Origin of the sequence: Yersinia sp. 1652 StPb PI (assembly GCF_041538345.1) — a bacterium.
Taxonomy (GTDB): Bacteria; Pseudomonadota; Gammaproteobacteria; order Enterobacterales; family Enterobacteriaceae; genus Yersinia; species Yersinia enterocolitica_E.
The window spans coordinates 1361810-1380631 of record NZ_JAULSM010000001.1 but is presented as its reverse complement, the minus strand read 5'-3'; the positions used below and the strand labels follow the sequence as shown (position 1 = coordinate 1380631).

Sequence of the window (18822 nt, the reverse complement as noted above, 5' to 3'; positions counted from 1 at the left end):
TTATAGATGTATGACTTTATTCCTTTGTTTTTTTACTTTTGACTGAATTAATAAAATATTTTATCGGCTTAACTATCAGTGATATAATACTCTTACAATATTTTATTATATTAATCTCCTCTCGCGAGCTATCCCTTTTATAGCAATCTAATTCATCCTTAATTTCATTGACCTTATTATTTAGTTCACAAACCTCTTGATTAAGTTCATTAAGCTTACTAGTGAACTCACTAATTTCCTTTCTAAGTTCATTAAAAAGCATTTTTCTCTCCATTATTTTTTCTAAATAATAGTTAAGATGAAAATTGCGAATTTCCTTTTCACTAGGATTTGAGAGTCTCCAGTCATAATAATTTTTATCATATAAAAATTCTAATGGAATTAAATAATTTAGAACAGTAAAATCAAGAAACTTACCAGCATATTCTCTATCCGTACATTCACTTAATAACTTGAATGGGGAATCACCTAAGATTATTGTCTTTTTGCCATATAAAATAGCTTCGAGACCAACACTAGAATTTATAGTCACTATATTCCGACATTTATCTATAAAATCTTGGGGAGTTAACTCCTCACTATTTGGAGTTATCTCAGAGTAATTTATATATCCAGAAGGATGTTTACGAATCAAAATATTATTTGATAAAGAGCGACAATAATTTATCAACTCAAAATTAGAGAATCCATTTGAAAATGCAATAATATTTGAATCATCTTCTACTTGTAATGGAACACCAATATCATATACTTCTTCAATCAATCTTTCTTTTTCTTGCCCTTCTATTTTAAGTAAATTTAATAAATAATTTCTATCAAACTGAATAATCTCAATAAAATCTTTTTCTTTGCTAAAAGAAGTAAACCTTTTACTAGCTTCTGTATTGCCATTCACGCCGCTGAAATCAAAATAGCAAGTTCCTACATAATTAGGTGCCCGCAGAGGCCCCATCTCATTGTGTATAACTTTTATTTTCATCTGCTCAGCAATATAAACAACACTAGGAATATTACACCACAGCACAATGGCAGAAATTTCATACTTTGATACTAAATCATTAAAAATGTCATTTAGTAAAATCTCAAGAGGTAAATACCGCTCAGTTAATAATTTTCCCCAAACAATATTTTTTGATTTGTATTTTTTTTCCAATTCATCAAATATTTCAGGATTGATTAAAATTTTATCAATCGATGTTAATAAATCTTCTGTGGGTATGTTAGCATCATAAGATGCTAACCAATTTTCAGGTATATCAGCAGATGGAGGTTCGAAAATTTTTTTTTGGCCTATATGAATAGCATTTTTGATTGGAAACCTATCTAGTGCTAGATATAAGCTAGTTAAAAAAGTTTTATGCGTATATTTCACATCATAAGGTAACCAAAAAAATATATATTTATTATCTTTTTTGGAATACATATATATTTACCTGGCCTTGAACCTTTTCAACAGGCAACATTGCATTTTCATTCAACAATTGATGTGTATTGATTCCATGCTCATCAAATTGATAAACATCTTGGCCATACCATGTTAGCAATTCTAAACCATTACTGAATTTAGATAAAAAATCTAAATGAGTGTAATGTCTAAAATGAAATTTATGTGGATTCAGATCTAAACTGTGTTTCTCCTGATTGGGTACAGAAACTATAATCAATCCATCTTTTTTACATGATTTTTTGATTTCGTCAAAAAGTTGTTCATCTTTATCTACGTGCTCAAGTGACTCAAAGCAGGTTATTACATCAAATACATTGACGGGCAGTGTGAATGGAAAAAGTTTATTAGCGAAAATATTATTTTCTTTAACGTAATTTTTATTAGCTTCTAAGATCGCTTCAGAAGAACCATCAAGACCAATAAAATTGGCCTGTTCGAATTCAGAAGACAACATAAAAATACCATATCCATTCCCGCAAAAAATATCTGCAGCATTTATGATGATGTGTTTTTTCTGTCTTATGATCTCTATAGCCAACTCATATCTTGACGTATGATCACGCCGAATACCATCAATTGTATTAGAGGTCTGCCGTTCACCGCTATAAAGGGAATAATCTTTAGTTTCATCTAAGCATTCTTCAACAGATACATTGCTAACTTCACTAGTATTCTGAGAATAATCTACGTTAGTAGTATCTTTATTATTTTTGAAAAATTTCAACATCTGCTGGAACATAAAGTATCCCTCCAAAATTATTTTTTAAAAGATTACTAGGGGTATTCACGGTAAATACCTTCGCACAAAAAACTCTATCATAAAAGTTAGGGGAATACGGGTCCTCTTTTATGCCTATATCTACTCTGTAATCTCCCATAAAAAATGGTATTTTAAATCGCCAAGTTATAATAGACACCATACCCTTATTCATTAATGGAAGTCTCTTATTATAGTAATTGGAATTCATGCTGAGTAAAGGGAAACCAGCCTTATCTCCGATTAATAATCCGATAACGGCTCCTTCTGGGGTAGCGTCATTGCAACGAATGACAGCTTTAAATACTACCTCATCTTGGGCATAGAAAGTATTACTTTCAATCTCATCTGAATTTAGAATATCAAAACTAATAAATTCCAGGCTCTTGGTTCCTGTGTCTATAAGTAATGAATTAGCTCGTAGATTAGGATCGACTTTAATTTCGTTCGCTACAACCTCAGTATAATTAATCTCAACATTTTTAGAATTTTTATTGCTAGATTTATTTTCAACAAGATCATTTTGGTAAAAATCACAAACAGTCGCAGCATCACCAATAGATTTAATCTTTCCATCAGCAATATAGATTGCTCTATTACAAAATTGTCTGACTTGTGCTAATGAATGACTTACGAAAAGAATAGTAACTTTATCCGCTAATAAAGAATTCATTCGCTGCATACATTTAGCTTGAAATGCCAAATCCCCGACACTTAATGCCTCATCGACAATTAAAATATCAGGTTTTACGGCTGTAGCAACAGAGAATGCTACTCTTGCCTGCATCCCACTTGAATAAGTTCTTACTGGCTTATCAAAATAATCTCCCACGGCGGCAAAGCTTTCAATCTCCGGCATAATGCCATTGATCTCTTCTTGACTGAAGCCTAAAAGTTGCCCTGCCATATACGCATTCTGCCGTCCTGTGAAATCGGGATGAAAGCCCATACCTAGCTCGAGCAACGCAGCAACTCTTCCCTCAGTGTGTATTGAGCCAGTTGTAGGTGTCGTCGTCCCAGTGATCATCTTTAGTAACGTACTTTTCCCTGCACCATTTACGCCAATAATACCTATAGAATCCCCAGGATTAATAGTAAAGGTTATATCTCTTAATATCCATTTTTCAGTATGTCTTTTTTTAGCCGGAATAGAGATCCACTCGATAAACCTACTAAATTTATTCGGATATTGCTTATAAGCTTTTCCGACATTATTTACTATGATACTACTCATTATAGTTCATCCACCATGTCTGCCGAGTGTTTTTTAAATAGCTTAAATCCTAGATAACAAAAGACAATAGATAATACAATGACTAATTTTAATGGTCCCACTTGTGGCCATTGACCATGAACAAAAATGTTCTGATAAGAATTAATCAGCCCAGCCATTGGATTCCATCTAATTAATTTTTGCGCCCATTCGGGTAGTGTTCCAACCATATATACTATTGGAGTAAACCAAAACCAGAATTGGAGTAAGATACTAATAAATTGCCCAACATCTCGGAAGAAAACATTGATCACACCTACGGTCATTCCTAGACCTATGGAAAATACTATCTGTAGTATAAGAAGAGGAACCATTGCTAGAATAACGACTCCAGGAAAATTTCCACTTAGTATTAAAAACAAAATAAAGATAGTGAATATTATAATGAAATTAAGTAATGATGAAATGCTAATAATAATTGGTAAGCATATTCTGGGAAAATTTAATTTTTTTAATAAATTTGCATTGTCGGTAAATACATTTTGACTTCTAGATATAATCTCCGCAAAAAGCCCCCAGGTTAAGATGCCTGAACACAAATATATACTGTATGAAAAGGATCCAGATGTTTGTGGTAACCTAGCTTGCATTAATTGAGAAAAAATGACAGTGTAGACGATAATCATGGATAACGGTTGTAATACTAACCAAGAAATACCCAGCATACTCATCTGATAGCGCGATTGAAAATCACGCTTTACGCTGCCAAAAATAAACCCTCGATAGCGATATATTGCCAATAACATCTCTTTCACTGTTATTCCCTACCTAGTAATTCTAAAATTTCCTGAGTCTTATCATTCATTAGTTCAATATTAGCTAAAGACTCAACATTCAAGCGCACAACCGGCTCTGTATTCGACGTTCTTAAATTAAAGCGCCAGTCGCTGTATTCAATATTGACACCATCGGTTAAATCAATATTGGTCGCATCAGGCTCGTAAATAGCTCTAATTTGAGCAATGTGTTTGTGAGCATCAGTGAGTTTACGGTTAATCTCACCAGAGGCCGGGAATGCTTTCATTCTCTCACCCACAAATTGGCTTAAAGACATATTTTTGACGCAAAGCAACTCTGCAACTAACAACCATGGGATCATACCACTATCACAGTATGCAAAATCTCGGAAATAGTGGTGGGCACTCATTTCTCCACCATATATTGCATCTTCTTTACGCATTCTTTCTTTGATAAAGGCATGCCCCGTTTTTGACATAATTGGAATGCCACCAGCTTTTTCTACTATATCTATAGTATTCCAAGTCAAACGCGGATCATGAATAATCTTGGCACCAGGTTCTTTTTTCAAAAAAGCTTCAGCCAATAAACCAACAATATAATAACCTTCAATAAATTGCCCACTCTCATCGAAGAAGAAACAGCGGTCGAAATCTCCATCAAATGCTATGCCCATATCTGCACCAGATTCGGTAACAGCTCTTGCCGTGTCCGCGCGACATTCAGGTAACAGCGGATTAGGGATACCATTGGGGAAATTACCATCAGGCTGATGGTGAACTGTTACAAATTCGATAGGGAGATGGGCTGCAGTAAAACGTTTTTCAATTTCATCAATAACATGTCCGGCCGCACCATTACCGGAATTTATTACTAACTTCAAAGGCTTGGTAAAGTTTTTAAAGTCAATATAGCCCATCAAATGATCAATATATTCATTAAGGACCGATACCTTCTTATAACTCCCTCTTTTACTTTGAACTGGTACAGTAAAGTTATTTTCTTCAGCAAGTTTTTGGATATCGCATAACCCTGTATCACCGCTAATGGGTTTAGCATTCTCTCTAACTAACTTCATACCGTTATAGTTCATCGGATTATGGCTGGCTGTTACTTCGACTCCACCATCAACACCTAAATAAAATGTGGCGAAATAGATTTCTTCTGTTCCACTTAAACCAATATCTAATACATCGCTACCAGCATCCATCAAACCTTCTGCCAATGCCATTTTCAATGATTCACTAGTTAAACGAACATCGCCACCGACAACGATAGTTTTTGGTTTTAGATATTCACCAAAAGCTCGACCAATACGGTAAGCAATATCTTCATTTAACTCTGGACCTAATTGACCACGGATATCATAAGCTTTAAAACAAGTTAAGGTATTCATTGTTTCCTCTAAATCAGCAACGGCCATAATGGTCTTTAACTCGAATAATATCGTCATCGCCTAGATAAGAACCTGACTGGACTTCAATAAGCTCAAGTGGGATCTTACCGGGGTTTTCCAACATATGAAGTGAACCAATAGGGATAAATGTCGATTGATTTTCAGTAATTAAAAATGTTTTGTCGCCAATCGTCACTTTTGCTGTTCCTGATAACACAATCCAGTGCTCTGCCCGATGATGATGCATCTGCATGGAAAACGCGCCACCAGGTTTAACTGTAATCCGGTTAACATTAAAACGCTGTTCATTAACCACAATATCGCAGCGCCCCCAAGGACGATAAGTTTCTCGGTGACGGCGATACTCGCTACGTTTCGTCTGCTTGAGATATTCAACAATCTTTTTAACGTCTTGTACTTTAGATTTATCTACCACTAGCACCGCATCTTTAGTGCTGACAATGACTAAATTATCCACACCAACTGCAGCAACTAATTTCTCATCAGTATTGATATAGCAATTCTGTGTATCATGCAGGAATGTATCACCTGTAGTGGCATTACCTGATTTATCTTTGTTACTCACATCCCAAAGTGCGGACCAGGAACCAACGTCACTCCACCCCGCATCCAGCGGCACCACTACGGCGTTATTTGTTTTCTCCATTACCGCATAATCGATTGACTCATCAGGGCAGGCACTGAACTGATCTTTATCTATAGTGATGAAATCTTTGTCTGAATCAGAATCCTTCATCGCAGCTTTACAAGCATCAAGAATGTCTGGTCTAAATTTCTCTAACTCTTGAATATAACGTTTGGCCCGGAACATAAACATGCCACTATTCCAATAATATTCACCAGAATTGATATATTGTTCAGCAGTTTCTGAATTAGGTTTCTCAACAAACCGCTTGACGCTAAAAGCTTCCAAAGCCTCTTTGACTGTCGATTCTCCACGTTGAATATAACCATAACCCGTTTCTGGGCCGGTCGGAACAATCCCGAATGTTACCAGGCAATCCTTTTTAGCAAAAGGAATCGCACCGATAATAGCCTGGTGGTATGCATTACAGTTATTGATGATATGGTCAGCAGCCAACACCAACATTATCGGGTCGTCGCCTTGAGAGATAGCATTTAATGCGGCTAAAGCAATTGCAGGGGCAGTGTTGCGGCCAACGGGTTCTAATATTATATTATGTGAAAGTTTATTAATTTGTCGCAACTGCTCTGCGACCAGGAAACGGTGTTCTTCGTTACAAATGACAACCGGTTCTCTGACAGAAATCCCTTCTAAACGATTTACAGTCTCCTGCAACATCGAATTCACCCCGTGCAAGCGTAAAAATTGCTTTGGATAGAGTTCTCTTGACATCGGCCACAGGCGGCTGCCCGTACCGCCAGCCATAATCACGGGAAGTAACATCATATATCCTTAATCACCATAAAGTTTGAACTAAAGAGGTACCGCCACAACAAATGAGAATGAAAACTATTTCACTTTAAATAATATTCTATTAAATAATTAGTTTTTACAATGCTACCGCCCTTGGCTTTTCAGCTACCAATAGCTATTTGGTCACATTTACAGCATAGTTTACGCATATCTTGCATTGCAGAATGCATGATTTTAGTAAGGAAAACACACCCAATTAATCATTTTATTTTATGGTTATTATATAGCATTAACTTTGACTTTAACTAGGAAACATCTGTGATTTTTATATGTTCACCAGAATTTACATACCATAATAATATATCCACTTCAACCATTTAGATGTAAGTTTACGGTAACTCTCTAGCATACTTTTTATTTTCAATCTCATCCAATTTTTATATTTAGATTTGAAAATTCCCAAGTATAAGCCCATTATTCACTTTGGCGGCATAAGCCGTAGAAATCAAAGGTGAAATTGGATATATGGAATGGATCGCAGATCCTACTATTTGGGCAGGACTGGCAACGCTGGTCGTGCTCGAAATTGTATTAGGCATTGACAACCTGATATTTATCGCCATTTTGGCAGAAAAGCTTCCACGTCATCAACGAGATAAAGCCAGAGTTACCGGTTTACTGTGCGCACTGTTGATGCGTTTGGTGCTGTTAGCCAGTATTTCATGGCTGGCCACATTAACGGCTCCCTTGGTCACCTTATCTGGCCACCCGTTCAGCGCCCGTGACTTAATCATGCTAGTCGGTGGGATATTCCTGCTCTTTAAAGCCACCATGGAGTTAAACGAGCGGCTTGAGGGCAAGGACCAGCATCAAGGTCAGCAGCGCAAAGGCGCACGGTTCTGGCCGGTCGTCGCACAAATTGTGGTGCTGGATGCCATATTCTCGCTCGATTCGGTTATTACTGCCGTCGGTATGGTAGACCACCTCGCGGTCATGATGGCTGCGGTGTGTATTGCCATAGGTTTGATGCTGTTGGCCAGTAAGCCATTAACCCGTTTTGTCAACGCGCATCCAACCATTGTCATACTCTGTCTGAGCTTCTTACTGATGATCGGTTTCAGCTTAGTGGCTGAAGGCTTTGGTTACCATATTCCAAAAGGGTATCTGTACGCTGCGATTGGTTTCTCCGTCATTATTGAATCGCTCAATCAATTCGCACAATTCAATCGCCGTCGCTTTTTGTCAACGGTTAGACCGTTACGTGAAAGAACCGCAGAAGCAGTGTTACGTATGCTAAGTGGCAAACACGAAGAGGCCGAGCTGGATAACCATACTGCTAACCTGATCGCTGATAATACCAGTGTCGGCCAAGAGGTGTTCAATGAGCAGGAACGCCGCATGATTGAACGGGTGTTGGGGCTGGCGCAACGTACCGTGAGCAGCATCATGACATCACGGCATGATGTTGAGTATCTGGATCTTAACGATCCGCCAGAGAAACTGACTCAGTTGCTGACAAAAAATTTGCATACCCGAATTGTGGTTACTGAAGATAGTTCGACCGATGAACCCTTGGGTGTTATTCACGTCATTGATTTATTAAGGCAGCAGTTAGCAGATGAAAAGCTCGACTTACGCGCATTGATTCGCCAACCGTTGATTTTCCCCGAGCAGGTTTCGCTGTTGATGGCATTAGAGCAGTTCCGTCAGGCACAGACGCATTTTGCCTTTGTCGTGGATGAATTTGGTTCCATCGAAGGGGTGGTTACCCTGACCGATGTGATGGAAACCATTGCCGGTAATCTGCCCGTGGCCGGTGAAGAGTTGGATGCCCGTCATGATATTCAGCAAACCGAGGATGGTTGCTGGATTGCGAATGGCTATATGCCGCTGGAAGATTTGGTGCTCTATCTGCCGCTACCTATCGATGATAAACGTGAATATCACACCTTGGCCGGGTTAATCATGGAGTATACCCAGCGCATCCCGCAGGTCGGTGAACAGATGAAAATTGGTGACTACCTATTTGAGCCGTTGGAAGTCAGCAGCCATCGTATCTTGAAGGTAAAAATAACACCGTTGAAAGTGCCTGACCCAGATTATGAAGTGTAATAAACCGTCGTGATTTGGCGTAAAAGCCGGGTAAACTCGCCCGGCTTTTTTATCGTGATAGATTGTGATTACAAGTGCACAGGCACCAGAATCTCAGTGGCAACAATCACCACCACCAACCCGACTAAAACCGGTACCGAGGTGCGTTTCACCACTTCAAATGGTGAAATTTTTGCCATACCAGCAACAGCAACCACCACGCCTGAAACCGGGGATAAAGTACGCCCCAAATTTGAAGCCTGTAGCATCGGAATAACCAGATAGGCTGGATTTATCCCCATCTGAGCTGCCAGTTTTGGAATCAATTCAACAAACGCATAGAACGGCGCATTGCCTGACCCGGTGGTCATAGCCGCCAGCATCGTAATCACCACCAGTACCAGCATCATAATAATGCCACCGGTACCAAAAGATTGAGCTAGCCCAATCAGACCACTGATAAAACCAACGGTACTCAACCCTTGTGCAAATACCCCGGCGGCAACCAAAAGCATTACTACAGTAGCAAACGCATCGGCCATGCCACGATAAGCCACCTCAAGGCCGGTAAATACTGTTTTAGCACTGAAGCTGCGTAAGAATTCAATGACGGCGGCAATCAGCATGCAAATCACCAACACTGTAATAATATGCAGTTCCGGCCCCCATTTACCGTCAAATATCAGCACGCCGATAATCGGGGTAAAGGGTAAAATGGCATAGAAACCCGGCGCATTGGTGGTGATGTCATTAACATCCATCATCTCATGCTTTTCCTGACTTTTATTATCCAGATAGCGCTGCCAGAAGAAGTGCGCGATAGCCATGCAGACAATCGCGGCAATAGAGATAGGTAAGGTGGTTTTAAAAGCAAAATCGACTAATGGCATCTCAGAGGCTTTCGCTGCCAGTACCACATCGCCTGAGGTTGGCGCGAGAATAATTGCCGCCGGTGATGCACAGATTGCAGCTGCGGCACCCCGACTGATACCGACGTTAACCATCACTGGGAACAGTGTCGCCATCAGTAACACGCCCAACCCGGTTGCCGATGATACCGCCAACGACATCAAGCAAGCCACAAGATAAGCCGCAACCATCAGTAAGTATGGGGAATTGATCATTTGCAGTGGTTTAGAGGCAATCTTAACCACGACATCATTGGCACCGATATGGGTCATATAAGCCGCAAAGCCACATAACATCATGATCATCATGCCAAGATCGCCACCACGGCTCATCAGCAAGATTTTGACATATTCAACAATGTCCGTCGCCCGCCAGCCGGTTGAGGTCGCACTGGCAGGTAATACATTCTTGCCCATCAAGGCACTGATAATTAATAGCAGTAAGCCACCGACCATCAGCACACCTGTTGCTGAATAGCCTTTAATAATATAACGGCCTACACCTACGGCCACGACTATCCCAATCAAAAGATCTAACATATACCCTCTCTGAATCTTGCCTGTTGCTGTGTGTTGCTAAATATTGCTTCAGCATTATTATCGTTAAAATACTTAAATGGCTCTGCACTCTGCCCAAAGTCCATCGGCGAGTTTATGACATCTATCAATGATTCGCAGAGATTTTAGAAACAAATAGTAGTTTGTGAGCAAGAGAGAGGATTTTATGTTTTGAATGGCGAGATTGGTGAACAATTATACAACAAATAGATAACAGTATGCCGTCATTATCTCCGATAAACAGCCATGCCTATCGGAGATAATGGGTAATTAAAGCTTATCGATAAGCTTTTTAAGATCTTTGCTAGCACGGTTTTGTTGATTACGCTCTGCCCAATCATTGAGTGCTTTTTTAGCTCGCTGCTGTAATTCATTACGCAACAACTGTTCGACATTCAATTGATAGCTAAGCTGAGTCCACGGACCATAAATGCGCAGAGGGATATCAGTAGCTTGCAACATTTTTACCAGGCTATCTTGCCCGCTCCAGCCTTGCATAACCCGCACCGCCAGATTCATATCACATTGCTGTGCGGGTAAATTAAGTGACCCATTACCTTTAATAGAAATCAACGCCGAATCGGCACTAAGATTACTGACTTTCATTGATCCTCGGTGCAACGCCAGGCTCGCTTGTAGCTGTGTAACCTCAGTATAACGCTCATAACGATCCTGACCTTTGACATCACTGGAACTGCGAGTCACCGCCTGTTGAATAAGCTGTTGAATATTCAGCCCTTCCAGCCGCGCATTAGTCATGCCGAACTGCGCATCCCCCTGCCAACGGTGGTTGAATGCCTCAACATTGAGGCCATCACCAGACAACTGCGCTTTCATGGAAAATTTGCCCGTCATCATCGGCGGCAAACCGGCGGCCAATAGAACCGGCCCCAATTCCATATGGTTTATCACTGGGTTAACGGTAGCCAGGACCCTCTTGCCCGTCACATCCAGTGAGCCTGGCAACGAAAAATCGCCCTCAACCGCACTACCGGTTAAGCGGCTAATCTCTACATTCCCGCGCTGATTAGAGGCTTGAAGATTGAGTTGACTGATTTTAATCGCCCGATAGACCAGGTTATTCGCCGTTAGCGATATTTGGGCGGTAAAGTCGCGTAATGCCTGCAAGTCCTGCCCGACATCATCATCAGCCTGAATCGCAATCACCGGCGCTGTCACGGCAAGCTGTTTGGCCGTTTCTTTGCTGGCAATCGTACTTTTAGACTCCCAACCAAAAATAGAATCCAGATTAAGATTGTCGGCAGCCAAATTGATAACATAATCGGGTACCTCCCCCAAGGTGGCCTTGGCGGTCCCCGTCAACTGGTTGTTATTAGCCGAGAAGCTCAGTTGGTTCAGCAATAATTGTTGAATATCGTGTTGATAACTGGCTTGTAGTGTCCCTTCGCCGCTCACGCCGCCAACAGGAATATCCGCACCTTCCAATTTATAACTGAATTGGCTGATATTGGCGCTGTACTGCTGTGGATAATGGCGCATGTCTGCATCCGCGACCAGTGAGAAAGTCACATCACGTTGGTTACGGTTAACACGGCTGGAGAGAGAGATATGTACTTGGCGTTGGGCATCTTGTTGAAGTTCAAGATTGATATCACGTACATTGACTTGATCATTGTCTGCCCGCTGCCAAATCAACAGGCTATCAGCGATTTGTACTTTATTAATGTCGAGCTTCCAGGCACGGTGCTCATTAACAGGCACATTACCGGATGGTGCAACAGGAGCGTCAGGCTGTTGTTGGGCTTCACTGTCGGGCGTCAAGCGGATAACCGCCCCTTTCAACATCACCTGTTTTACTTCAAGTTGATGTGATAATAGAGGCCAAAGTTTGACATCCAGCCGCATATTTTCAGCACTGACAACCGGTGCCGCCGCACCGGGGGCAGTCAGCGCGGTCCGGCCAGCAATAATGCTAAGCTGGGGCCAGACATGCCAACGCAAATCTCCTTCCAGTTGCAACTGATAACCACTTTTTCTCTCTACCTGTTTGACCATGTAGGCGCGAAAGTCATTAGGATTAACCAGCAATACTAATGCGCTCATCCCTGCAACTAACACAACCAGCAGGATAATTAACGTCGTCAGTAATCGTCTCATGACATCCTCTTGTCTAATCAGGCTAAAAAGTCCAAACAGGCTAAACTTTGCGCAAGAAATGGCTAATCTTTATCGATACGACTGGCTACAGCACCTTGTTGACCACGATATTTTGCGTCCTGACGGCTGTTATAAGGGCGCGCTGCCGGGCCGGAGAGTGGTTCAAAACTCAGCGCGCCAATTAACATCCCTGGGCGTAGCGCCAATGGCAGCTTACCTGAATTATAGAACTCCAGCACAATCCTGCCTTGCCAACCCGGATCTATACGGTGTGCGGTAACATGCACCATTAATCCAAGGCGAGCTAATGAGGAACGACCATCAAGCCAGCCGACCAAGTCATCAGGGATTGTCACCGACTCCAGTGTCACTGCCAGCGCCAACTCCCCTGGATGCAGGAAGAATGCCTCTCCTTCCGGCAGATTGATTTCATCGCTCATGACTCGTTCCAGCGCTTCGCTGACTTCATCCTTAGGACCGCTTAAGTCAATAAATGCCGCCGTGTGACCATTGAATACACGGAATTGGTTGCCTAAGCGAACATCGACTGTGGCACCATTGATACGTTCTACCGGTGGGCGAGGATCAATACCTAATTTACCGCTGTCCAGCCAGGCTTCTATGTCACGATCGCACAGTCTCATTGCTAAAATCTCCATCAAAATTCGCATGTTACAGCTTATCTACTACGCAAGCTGCCATATTAAGAAGCAAAGGTCCAGACGAACATTACTCAAAGAACTGACTGATTTTCGCTTTTAGAATATCGATCGCAATTCGGTTCTTACCACCGCGAGGAACGATAATGTCAGCATATTGTTTGGATGGTTCTATAAATTGCAGAAACATTGGACGCACAGTCTTCTGATATTGCGCCATCACAGAGTCCATCGAACGACCACGCTCATTAACATCACGCTTCATACGGCGCATCAGGCAGATATCCAGCGGGGTATCAACAAAGATCGAGAAATTCATCTCCTGACGCAGACGGATATCGGTCAACAACAAGATCCCTTCCAAAATAATCACTTTTTTGGGTTCTAAATGGACGGTTTCTTTTTTGCGGGTGTGCTCAGTGTAACTGTAAAGCGGCAGTTCAATCGACCGGCCTGCTTTCAACGATTGCAAATGCTCCAGCAATAAGTTGTGATCCATGGCACTGGGATGGTCATAGTTGGTTTTGACCCGCTCTTCCATTGACAGATGACTCTGGTCTTTGTAATAACCATCCTCAGGGATAACGCCGATATGTTGGTCACCTACCTGCTCGCGTAATTCGCGATACAGCGTGCTGGCGATAAGACTTTTTCCGGAGGCTGAGGCACCCGCTATCCCGATAATGACGCACTGGTGTGCTTTGTCAGTCATAAAATTAAAGACCTGATTACGAAGTGTGAGGGGAGACAAAGCACGCTAGGTGCTTCGAGCGCGGCAATTATAAGGAGTTAGCGGGTTTGATGCCAGCACTATACCCTGCGTCTTTGACGCCGCAGGGGTGTTAGCGGCTCTCACGCCCCCGAATTACTGACCTATGTCAGCTCATCGGGGTTTATTCGTTTGCTGCCTACCTGCAACGCCAATGACTTTGGGTATAATTTTGCGTCTTTGACGCCGCAGGGGTGTTAGCGGCTGTTACACCGCGCGGAATGAGATTTCCGTTGGGATAGCTTCCCCTTGCCAGTACATCTCTGCCGCCACATTTGATGCCAGTTGGCGATAGATATCAGCAAATTCACTGTCAGGGTGGCTAATAACCGTTGGTTCGCCGCGATCAAGGTCTTCGCGCAAAGAAATATGCAATGGAATTTGGCCCAACAGTTTGCAATGGTACTTCTGCGCCAGTTTCTCCGCCCCGCCGGTGCCGAAAATAGGCTCCAAGTGGCCGCAATTGCTGCAAATATGCATGCTCATATTTTCAATAATACCCAACACTGGCACATGCACTTTCTCAAACATCACAATGCCTTTCATGGCATCGATTAAGGCAATGTCTTGTGGCGTTGTCACCACCAATGCTCCCGTCACCGGGATATTTTGCGACAGCGTCAACTGGATATCACCGGTACCCGGTGGCATATCAATCACCAAATAATCCAAGTCCGGCCATAAGGTGTCTTGCAGCATCTGCATCAATGCCTTACTGGCCATCGGGCCGCGCCACACCATAGCGTTCTCATCAGTGACCAGATAACCAATCGAGTTAGTCGCCAGACCGTGAGCCATGATCGGTGCCATATGCTTGCCGTCAGGGGACGTTGGCCGCTGATTCATGGTTCCAAGCATATTGGGAATGGAAGGGCCATAAATATCGGCATCCAGAATGCCGACTTTGGCCCCCTCTTCCGCCAATGCCAGTGCCAGATTAACGGCGGTACTGGATTTCCCCACACCACCTTTACCCGAACTGACAGCCACAATATTACGCACGCCTTTGATACCCGGCTGATCATTGGCACGTTTGAGCGTGGTGATATTATGTGACAGCTTCCAATCAATAGCTTTAGCACCAGTCACTGCCAGCAATTCCCCGCTGACCGACTCTTTCAATGCATCAAAACCATATTGCCAGGCAAACGGCATCACCAGCTCGATATGCAACACATTGTCCAATAAGGCGCAATGGTGGATAGCACGCAGGGTATGGAGATCCTTTTGCAAGGTTGGGTGAGTAAAGGCCGTAAGAACCTTTGAAATTTGTGATTGCAGCAGGTCAGGGGTGGTCTGCTCGGGGGATTTTGGGCTCATCCCGGCTCCTTGAATTTATCGTTATTAACCAATGATAGTGTACCAGAACTCAGTTGCCCCTGTGTCACAAAAGTAAACCGATTATGACTTAAGGCAAAGTGCGGGTTGCCTTACCCTAGCGGCAAGCCAGCATATCGGTTAACATCAAAGACCCTTTAATCGACATAAAGAAAGCAATTTCCCACTATGGCTCAAGTCGCGAAAAAAATATTGGTGACGTCCGCGCTACCATACGCTAACGGTTCTATACATCTCGGCCACATGCTCGAGCACATCCAGGCAGATATCTGGGTCCGTTTCCAGCGAATGCGCGGCAACCAGGTTCATTTTATCTGTGCAGATGATGCCCACGGCACCCCGATCATGCTGAAAGCTCAGCAACTGGGTATCGAACCAGAGCAGATGATTGCCGAAATGAGCCAGGAACACCAACAGGATTTCGCCGGTTTCGCTATCAGTTATGATAACTATCACTCCACTCACAGTGATGAAAACCGTGAACTGTCGAGCCTGATATACAGCCGTCTGAAAGCAAACGGTTATATCAAGAATCGCACCATTTCTCAGCTCTATGACCCTGAGAAAGGCATGTTCCTGCCCGATCGTTTTGTCAAAGGCACCTGTCCGAAGTGTAAAGCGCCAGATCAATATGGCGATAACTGTGAAGTGTGTGGCGCAACCTACAGCCCGACTGAACTTATCAGCCCAAAATCGGCGGTTTCTGGTGCGACTCCGGTGATGCGCGAATCTGAACATTTCTTCTTCGACCTGCCGGCCTTCAGCGATATGTTACAAGCCTGGACGCGTTCTGGTGCGCTGCAAGAGCAAGTTGCGAACAAAATGCAAGAATGGTTTGAGTCTGGCCTACAACAGTGGGATATCACCCGTGATGCGCCCTACTTCGGTTTTGAAGTGCCGGATGCGCCAGGTAAATATTTCTATGTCTGGCTGGATGCCCCAATCGGCTATATGGGGTCGTTTAAGAATCTGTGCGACAAGCGCGGCGATCTGGACTTTGATGAGTTCTGGCGTGAAGGTTCTGAAACCGATCTTTATCACTTTATTGGTAAAGACATTGTTTACTTCCATAGCCTGTTTTGGCCTGCCATGTTGGAAGGTAGCAATTTCCGCAAACCGACCAATATCTTTGTTCATGGTTATGTCACGGTAAACGGCGCGAAAATGTCGAAATCACGCGGCACATTCATTAAAGCCAGCACCTACCTGCAACACTTTGATGCTGATTGCTTGCGTTATTACTACGCCGCGAAACTCTCTTCACGCATTGATGATATTGATTTAAATCTGGAAGATTTTGTCCAGCGTGTTAATACCGATATCGTCAATAAAGTTGTGAATCTGGCTTCGCGTAATGCAGGTTTTATCAATAAACGCTTTGGCGGTAAATTAGCCGACCAGTTGGCAGATCCGGTGCTGTATAAAACCTTCACTGATGCGGCTATCAGCATTGCAGATGCCTATAACAGCCGCGAATCAGGCAAAGCTATCCGTGAAATCATGGCACTGGCTGATATTGCCAATCGTTATGTTGATGAACAAGCCCCGTGGGTGATAGCGAAAGAGGAAGGTCGCGATGCCGACCTACAAGCGGTTTGCTCCTTGGGTATCAATCTGTTCCGCGTACTGATGACTTACCTGAAACCGGTATTGCCATCGCTGACTGAACGTACTGAGGCTTTCCTCAATACCGAACTGACGTGGGATAGCATTCAACAACCGCTGTTAGGCCATCAGATCAATACCTTTAAAGCCCTGTTCAATCGTATCGATTTAGATAAAGTTAACGAAATGGTTACTTCGTCTAAAGCGGATATGGCACCAACAGTGGTAGCCACCGGGCCATTAGCTGACTCTCCGATTCAGGAAACCATCAGTTTTGATGATTTTGCTAAAGTGGATATGCGTATTGCGCTGATTCAGCAGGCAGAATTTGTTGAAGGCTCTGATAAGTTATTGAAATTGACTTTGGATATCGGCGGCCAAACTCGCCAGGTCTTCTCTGGCATCCGTTCTGCCTATCCTGACCCGAAAGTATTGGAAGGCCGATTGACCATGATGGTGGCTAACCTGGCACCACGCAAAATGCGCTTCGGTCTTTCAGAAGGTATGGTGATGGCAGCAGGCCCTGGCGGTAAAGATATCTTCCTGCTTAGCCCAGACAGTGGTGCCCAACCCGGCATGCAAGTGAAATGATTTGATGTATGACAGAGTTCTCTGACGAAAGTGGTTGTCAGGGAATAACTAAATTGTCAGGAAATAGCAAAAATGCCGGTCAGGGGAAACCCAACCGGCATTTTTTATCGCACAATGTTGGTAATGGTGGACAACCGCTCCCGTTGCCATGCCTCCAACCAAAACAGCATATTAATAAATAAGCTTAATGAGAAAATAAGAAACAGAATACTGTCCAGCAAGGAAACCTTAATTAGCGCATTAATAATAATATTCTTATGATGTTTCATCTCGACAAAACCTGATGCGAAAAACCAAAATACGCCGATGACGCCTAATAAATTTAACATCACAACCGGCCAATGCCACCTTGCCAGTAAAAAGAAAATCCACGACAGTAACATCAGGGAAATAACGGCATCATCCAGTTCAAATAATAGAAAGAAACTTATATATAATGCACTAAAGCAAGCAATAGTGAGACCAAACGGATACTCTTCCGGTATAACAGCAGCAAATTGTTTTTTTCGCTCACAATCTGGCAGTTTCACATTATAAATATTGATAAATATCAGATACAGTAAAAATAAATCTGATAAGAATGAGGTAACTGTATTGTGTATAACCATTTCAATAATGGGGAAAAGATGAAAAACCAACCAATAAGGCGTCAGATTTTGGTAGGTTAACCGATTGTAGCAAGGCAGCAATAAGACTAATGAGTAGACTGCGGGGAAAACCTGAATCGATAAAGACAAGACTTCATCTGCTAAATCAGGAAATAGTATCATTATTAAAAAAATAAGTACCGTTAATGCTAATAAATAGCGAATAAATAGAAATAAAAACTCACTGCGTGACAGATAAAAATAGATGTTCTTATAGGTAAAACAGCACAAACTCAGTTGTGTTCTATCAGCACTCTCCTGCCTGAATTTATATAGACTGCTAACTTTTTCCATAGTGACTTTAATCCTTTAAATATCATTAACTTTAACATTACAAAACCTATCTATATTATGGAATTGAACCTCTATTATTGATTACTACACATTTTCATTAGGGTATCAGTACTGAGCAAACAACGAAATAAAAAATTAATCCTAATAAAAATAAGGAATACTCATCGTCAGAATAAACCATTGCAATAGAAAGGTTATTAAGCCTATTTCCTCGCAGCATAATAATCCATTCGC

14 protein-coding genes and 1 pseudogene are annotated in these 18822 nt (G+C 42.3%); 2 read left to right on the top strand and 13 right to left on the bottom strand.

The window, feature by feature from the left end; translation table 11 throughout:
- Positions 1-16: 16 nt before the first annotated feature.
- From Q2T71_RS06275 to Q2T71_RS06245, 7 genes and pseudogenes are all read right to left on the bottom strand, one after another.
- Entirely contained in the window at positions 17-1423 is a 1407-nt protein-coding gene (locus Q2T71_RS06275) for a hypothetical protein (RefSeq protein WP_372558462.1), read from the bottom strand.
- Positions 1404-2186, bottom strand: a complete 783-nt coding sequence (locus Q2T71_RS06270; RefSeq protein WP_372558461.1) for a class I SAM-dependent methyltransferase — start codon at positions 2184-2186, stop codon at positions 1404-1406. The genes Q2T71_RS06275 and Q2T71_RS06270 overlap by 20 nt, the downstream gene beginning before the upstream one ends.
- The gene (locus Q2T71_RS06265) at positions 2152-2607 is read right to left on the bottom strand and encodes a Wzt carbohydrate-binding domain-containing protein (RefSeq protein ID WP_372559857.1); all 456 of its coding nucleotides are present in this window, start codon (positions 2605-2607) and stop codon (positions 2152-2154) included. Before Q2T71_RS06265 ends, Q2T71_RS06270 begins: the two co-directional genes overlap by 35 nt.
- Positions 2608-2757: 150 nt before the next feature.
- Positions 2758-3438 (bottom strand): annotated as a pseudogene (locus tag Q2T71_RS06260) (ABC transporter ATP-binding protein); the annotation flags it as partial.
- Positions 3438-4223: an ABC transporter permease gene (locus Q2T71_RS06255; RefSeq protein WP_372559856.1), complete on the bottom strand. Its 786-nt coding sequence runs from the start codon at positions 4221-4223 to the stop codon at positions 3438-3440. The gene Q2T71_RS06255 and the pseudogene Q2T71_RS06260, both read right to left, overlap by 1 nt.
- 11 nt (positions 4224-4234) lie before the next feature.
- A complete protein-coding gene (cpsG, locus tag Q2T71_RS06250; RefSeq protein WP_372559855.1) occupies positions 4235-5611 on the bottom strand; it encodes a phosphomannomutase CpsG in 1377 nt (458 codons plus the stop codon).
- A 13-nt stretch (positions 5612-5624) separates the two neighbouring features.
- Positions 5625-7040, bottom strand: a complete 1416-nt coding sequence (locus Q2T71_RS06245) for a mannose-1-phosphate guanylyltransferase/mannose-6-phosphate isomerase (protein ID WP_372559854.1) — start codon at positions 7038-7040, stop codon at positions 5625-5627.
- A gap of 495 nt (positions 7041-7535) precedes the next feature.
- Here Q2T71_RS06245 and Q2T71_RS06240 point away from each other — a divergent pair, with 495 nt between their 5' ends.
- Positions 7536-9122 carry a TerC family protein gene (locus Q2T71_RS06240; RefSeq protein WP_372558460.1) on the top strand — a complete coding sequence of 529 codons (1587 nt, stop codon included), beginning with the start codon at positions 7536-7538 and terminating at the stop codon, positions 9120-9122.
- Positions 9123-9190: 68 nt separating this feature from the next.
- On the opposite strand, the gene dcuC is transcribed toward Q2T71_RS06240, so the two are convergent.
- From dcuC to apbC, 5 genes are all read right to left on the bottom strand, one after another.
- A complete protein-coding gene (gene dcuC / locus Q2T71_RS06235; RefSeq protein WP_005187706.1) occupies positions 9191-10549 on the bottom strand; it encodes an anaerobic C4-dicarboxylate transporter DcuC in 1359 nt (452 codons plus the stop codon).
- A 288-nt stretch (positions 10550-10837) separates the two neighbouring features.
- Positions 10838-12685: an outer membrane assembly protein AsmA gene (gene asmA / locus Q2T71_RS06230; RefSeq protein ID WP_372558459.1), complete on the bottom strand. Its 1848-nt coding sequence runs from the start codon at positions 12683-12685 to the stop codon at positions 10838-10840.
- Between the two features lie 62 nt (positions 12686-12747).
- On the bottom strand, positions 12748-13329 hold the full coding sequence (dcd, locus tag Q2T71_RS06225; protein WP_032906849.1) for a dCTP deaminase: 582 nt from the start codon (positions 13327-13329) through the stop codon (positions 12748-12750).
- Positions 13330-13414: 85 nt separating this feature from the next.
- Positions 13415-14056, bottom strand: coding sequence for a uridine kinase (udk, locus tag Q2T71_RS06220; RefSeq protein WP_083159353.1), 642 nt, complete (start codon positions 14054-14056; stop codon positions 13415-13417).
- A 264-nt stretch (positions 14057-14320) separates the two neighbouring features.
- Positions 14321-15433, bottom strand: a complete 1113-nt coding sequence (gene apbC / locus Q2T71_RS06215; protein WP_083159354.1) for an iron-sulfur cluster carrier protein ApbC — start codon at positions 15431-15433, stop codon at positions 14321-14323.
- Positions 15434-15619: 186 nt separating this feature from the next.
- On the opposite strand from apbC, the gene metG reads away from it, so the two are divergent.
- On the top strand, positions 15620-17647 hold the full coding sequence (gene metG / locus Q2T71_RS06210) for a methionine--tRNA ligase (protein ID WP_372558458.1): 2028 nt from the start codon (positions 15620-15622) through the stop codon (positions 17645-17647).
- Positions 17648-17751: 104 nt separating this feature from the next.
- Here metG and Q2T71_RS06205 read toward each other — a convergent pair whose 3' ends face one another.
- A complete protein-coding gene (locus Q2T71_RS06205; protein WP_372558457.1) occupies positions 17752-18588 on the bottom strand; it encodes a hypothetical protein in 837 nt (278 codons plus the stop codon).
- Positions 18589-18822: the final 234 nt, after the last annotated feature.

Bases quoted from the DNA above. Each gene is read 5' to 3' on its own strand.
- Q2T71_RS06275 (WP_372558462.1), bottom strand. From the start codon at position 1,423: ATGTATTCCAAAAAAGATAATAAATATATATTTTTTTGGTTACCTTAT.
- Q2T71_RS06270 (WP_372558461.1), bottom strand. From the start codon at position 2,186: ATGTTCCAGCAGATGTTGAAATTTTTCAAAAATAATAAAGATACTACT.
- Q2T71_RS06255 (WP_372559856.1), bottom strand. From the start codon at position 4,223: ATGTTATTGGCAATATATCGCTATCGAGGGTTTATTTTTGGCAGCGTA.
- cpsG (WP_372559855.1), bottom strand. From the start codon at position 5,611: ATGAATACCTTAACTTGTTTTAAAGCTTATGATATCCGTGGTCAATTA.
- Q2T71_RS06245 (WP_372559854.1), bottom strand. From the start codon at position 7,040: ATGTTACTTCCCGTGATTATGGCTGGCGGTACGGGCAGCCGCCTGTGG.
- Q2T71_RS06240 (WP_372558460.1), top strand. From the start codon at position 7,536: ATGGAATGGATCGCAGATCCTACTATTTGGGCAGGACTGGCAACGCTG.
- dcuC (WP_005187706.1), bottom strand. From the start codon at position 10,549: ATGTTAGATCTTTTGATTGGGATAGTCGTGGCCGTAGGTGTAGGCCGT.
- asmA (WP_372558459.1), bottom strand. From the start codon at position 12,685: ATGAGACGATTACTGACGACGTTAATTATCCTGCTGGTTGTGTTAGTT.
- dcd (WP_032906849.1), bottom strand. From the start codon at position 13,329: ATGAGACTGTGCGATCGTGACATAGAAGCCTGGCTGGACAGCGGTAAA.
- udk (WP_083159353.1), bottom strand. From the start codon at position 14,056: ATGACTGACAAAGCACACCAGTGCGTCATTATCGGGATAGCGGGTGCC.
- apbC (WP_083159354.1), bottom strand. From the start codon at position 15,433: ATGAGCCCAAAATCCCCCGAGCAGACCACCCCTGACCTGCTGCAATCA.
- metG (WP_372558458.1), top strand. From the start codon at position 15,620: ATGGCTCAAGTCGCGAAAAAAATATTGGTGACGTCCGCGCTACCATAC.
- Q2T71_RS06205 (WP_372558457.1), bottom strand. From the start codon at position 18,588: ATGGAAAAAGTTAGCAGTCTATATAAATTCAGGCAGGAGAGTGCTGAT.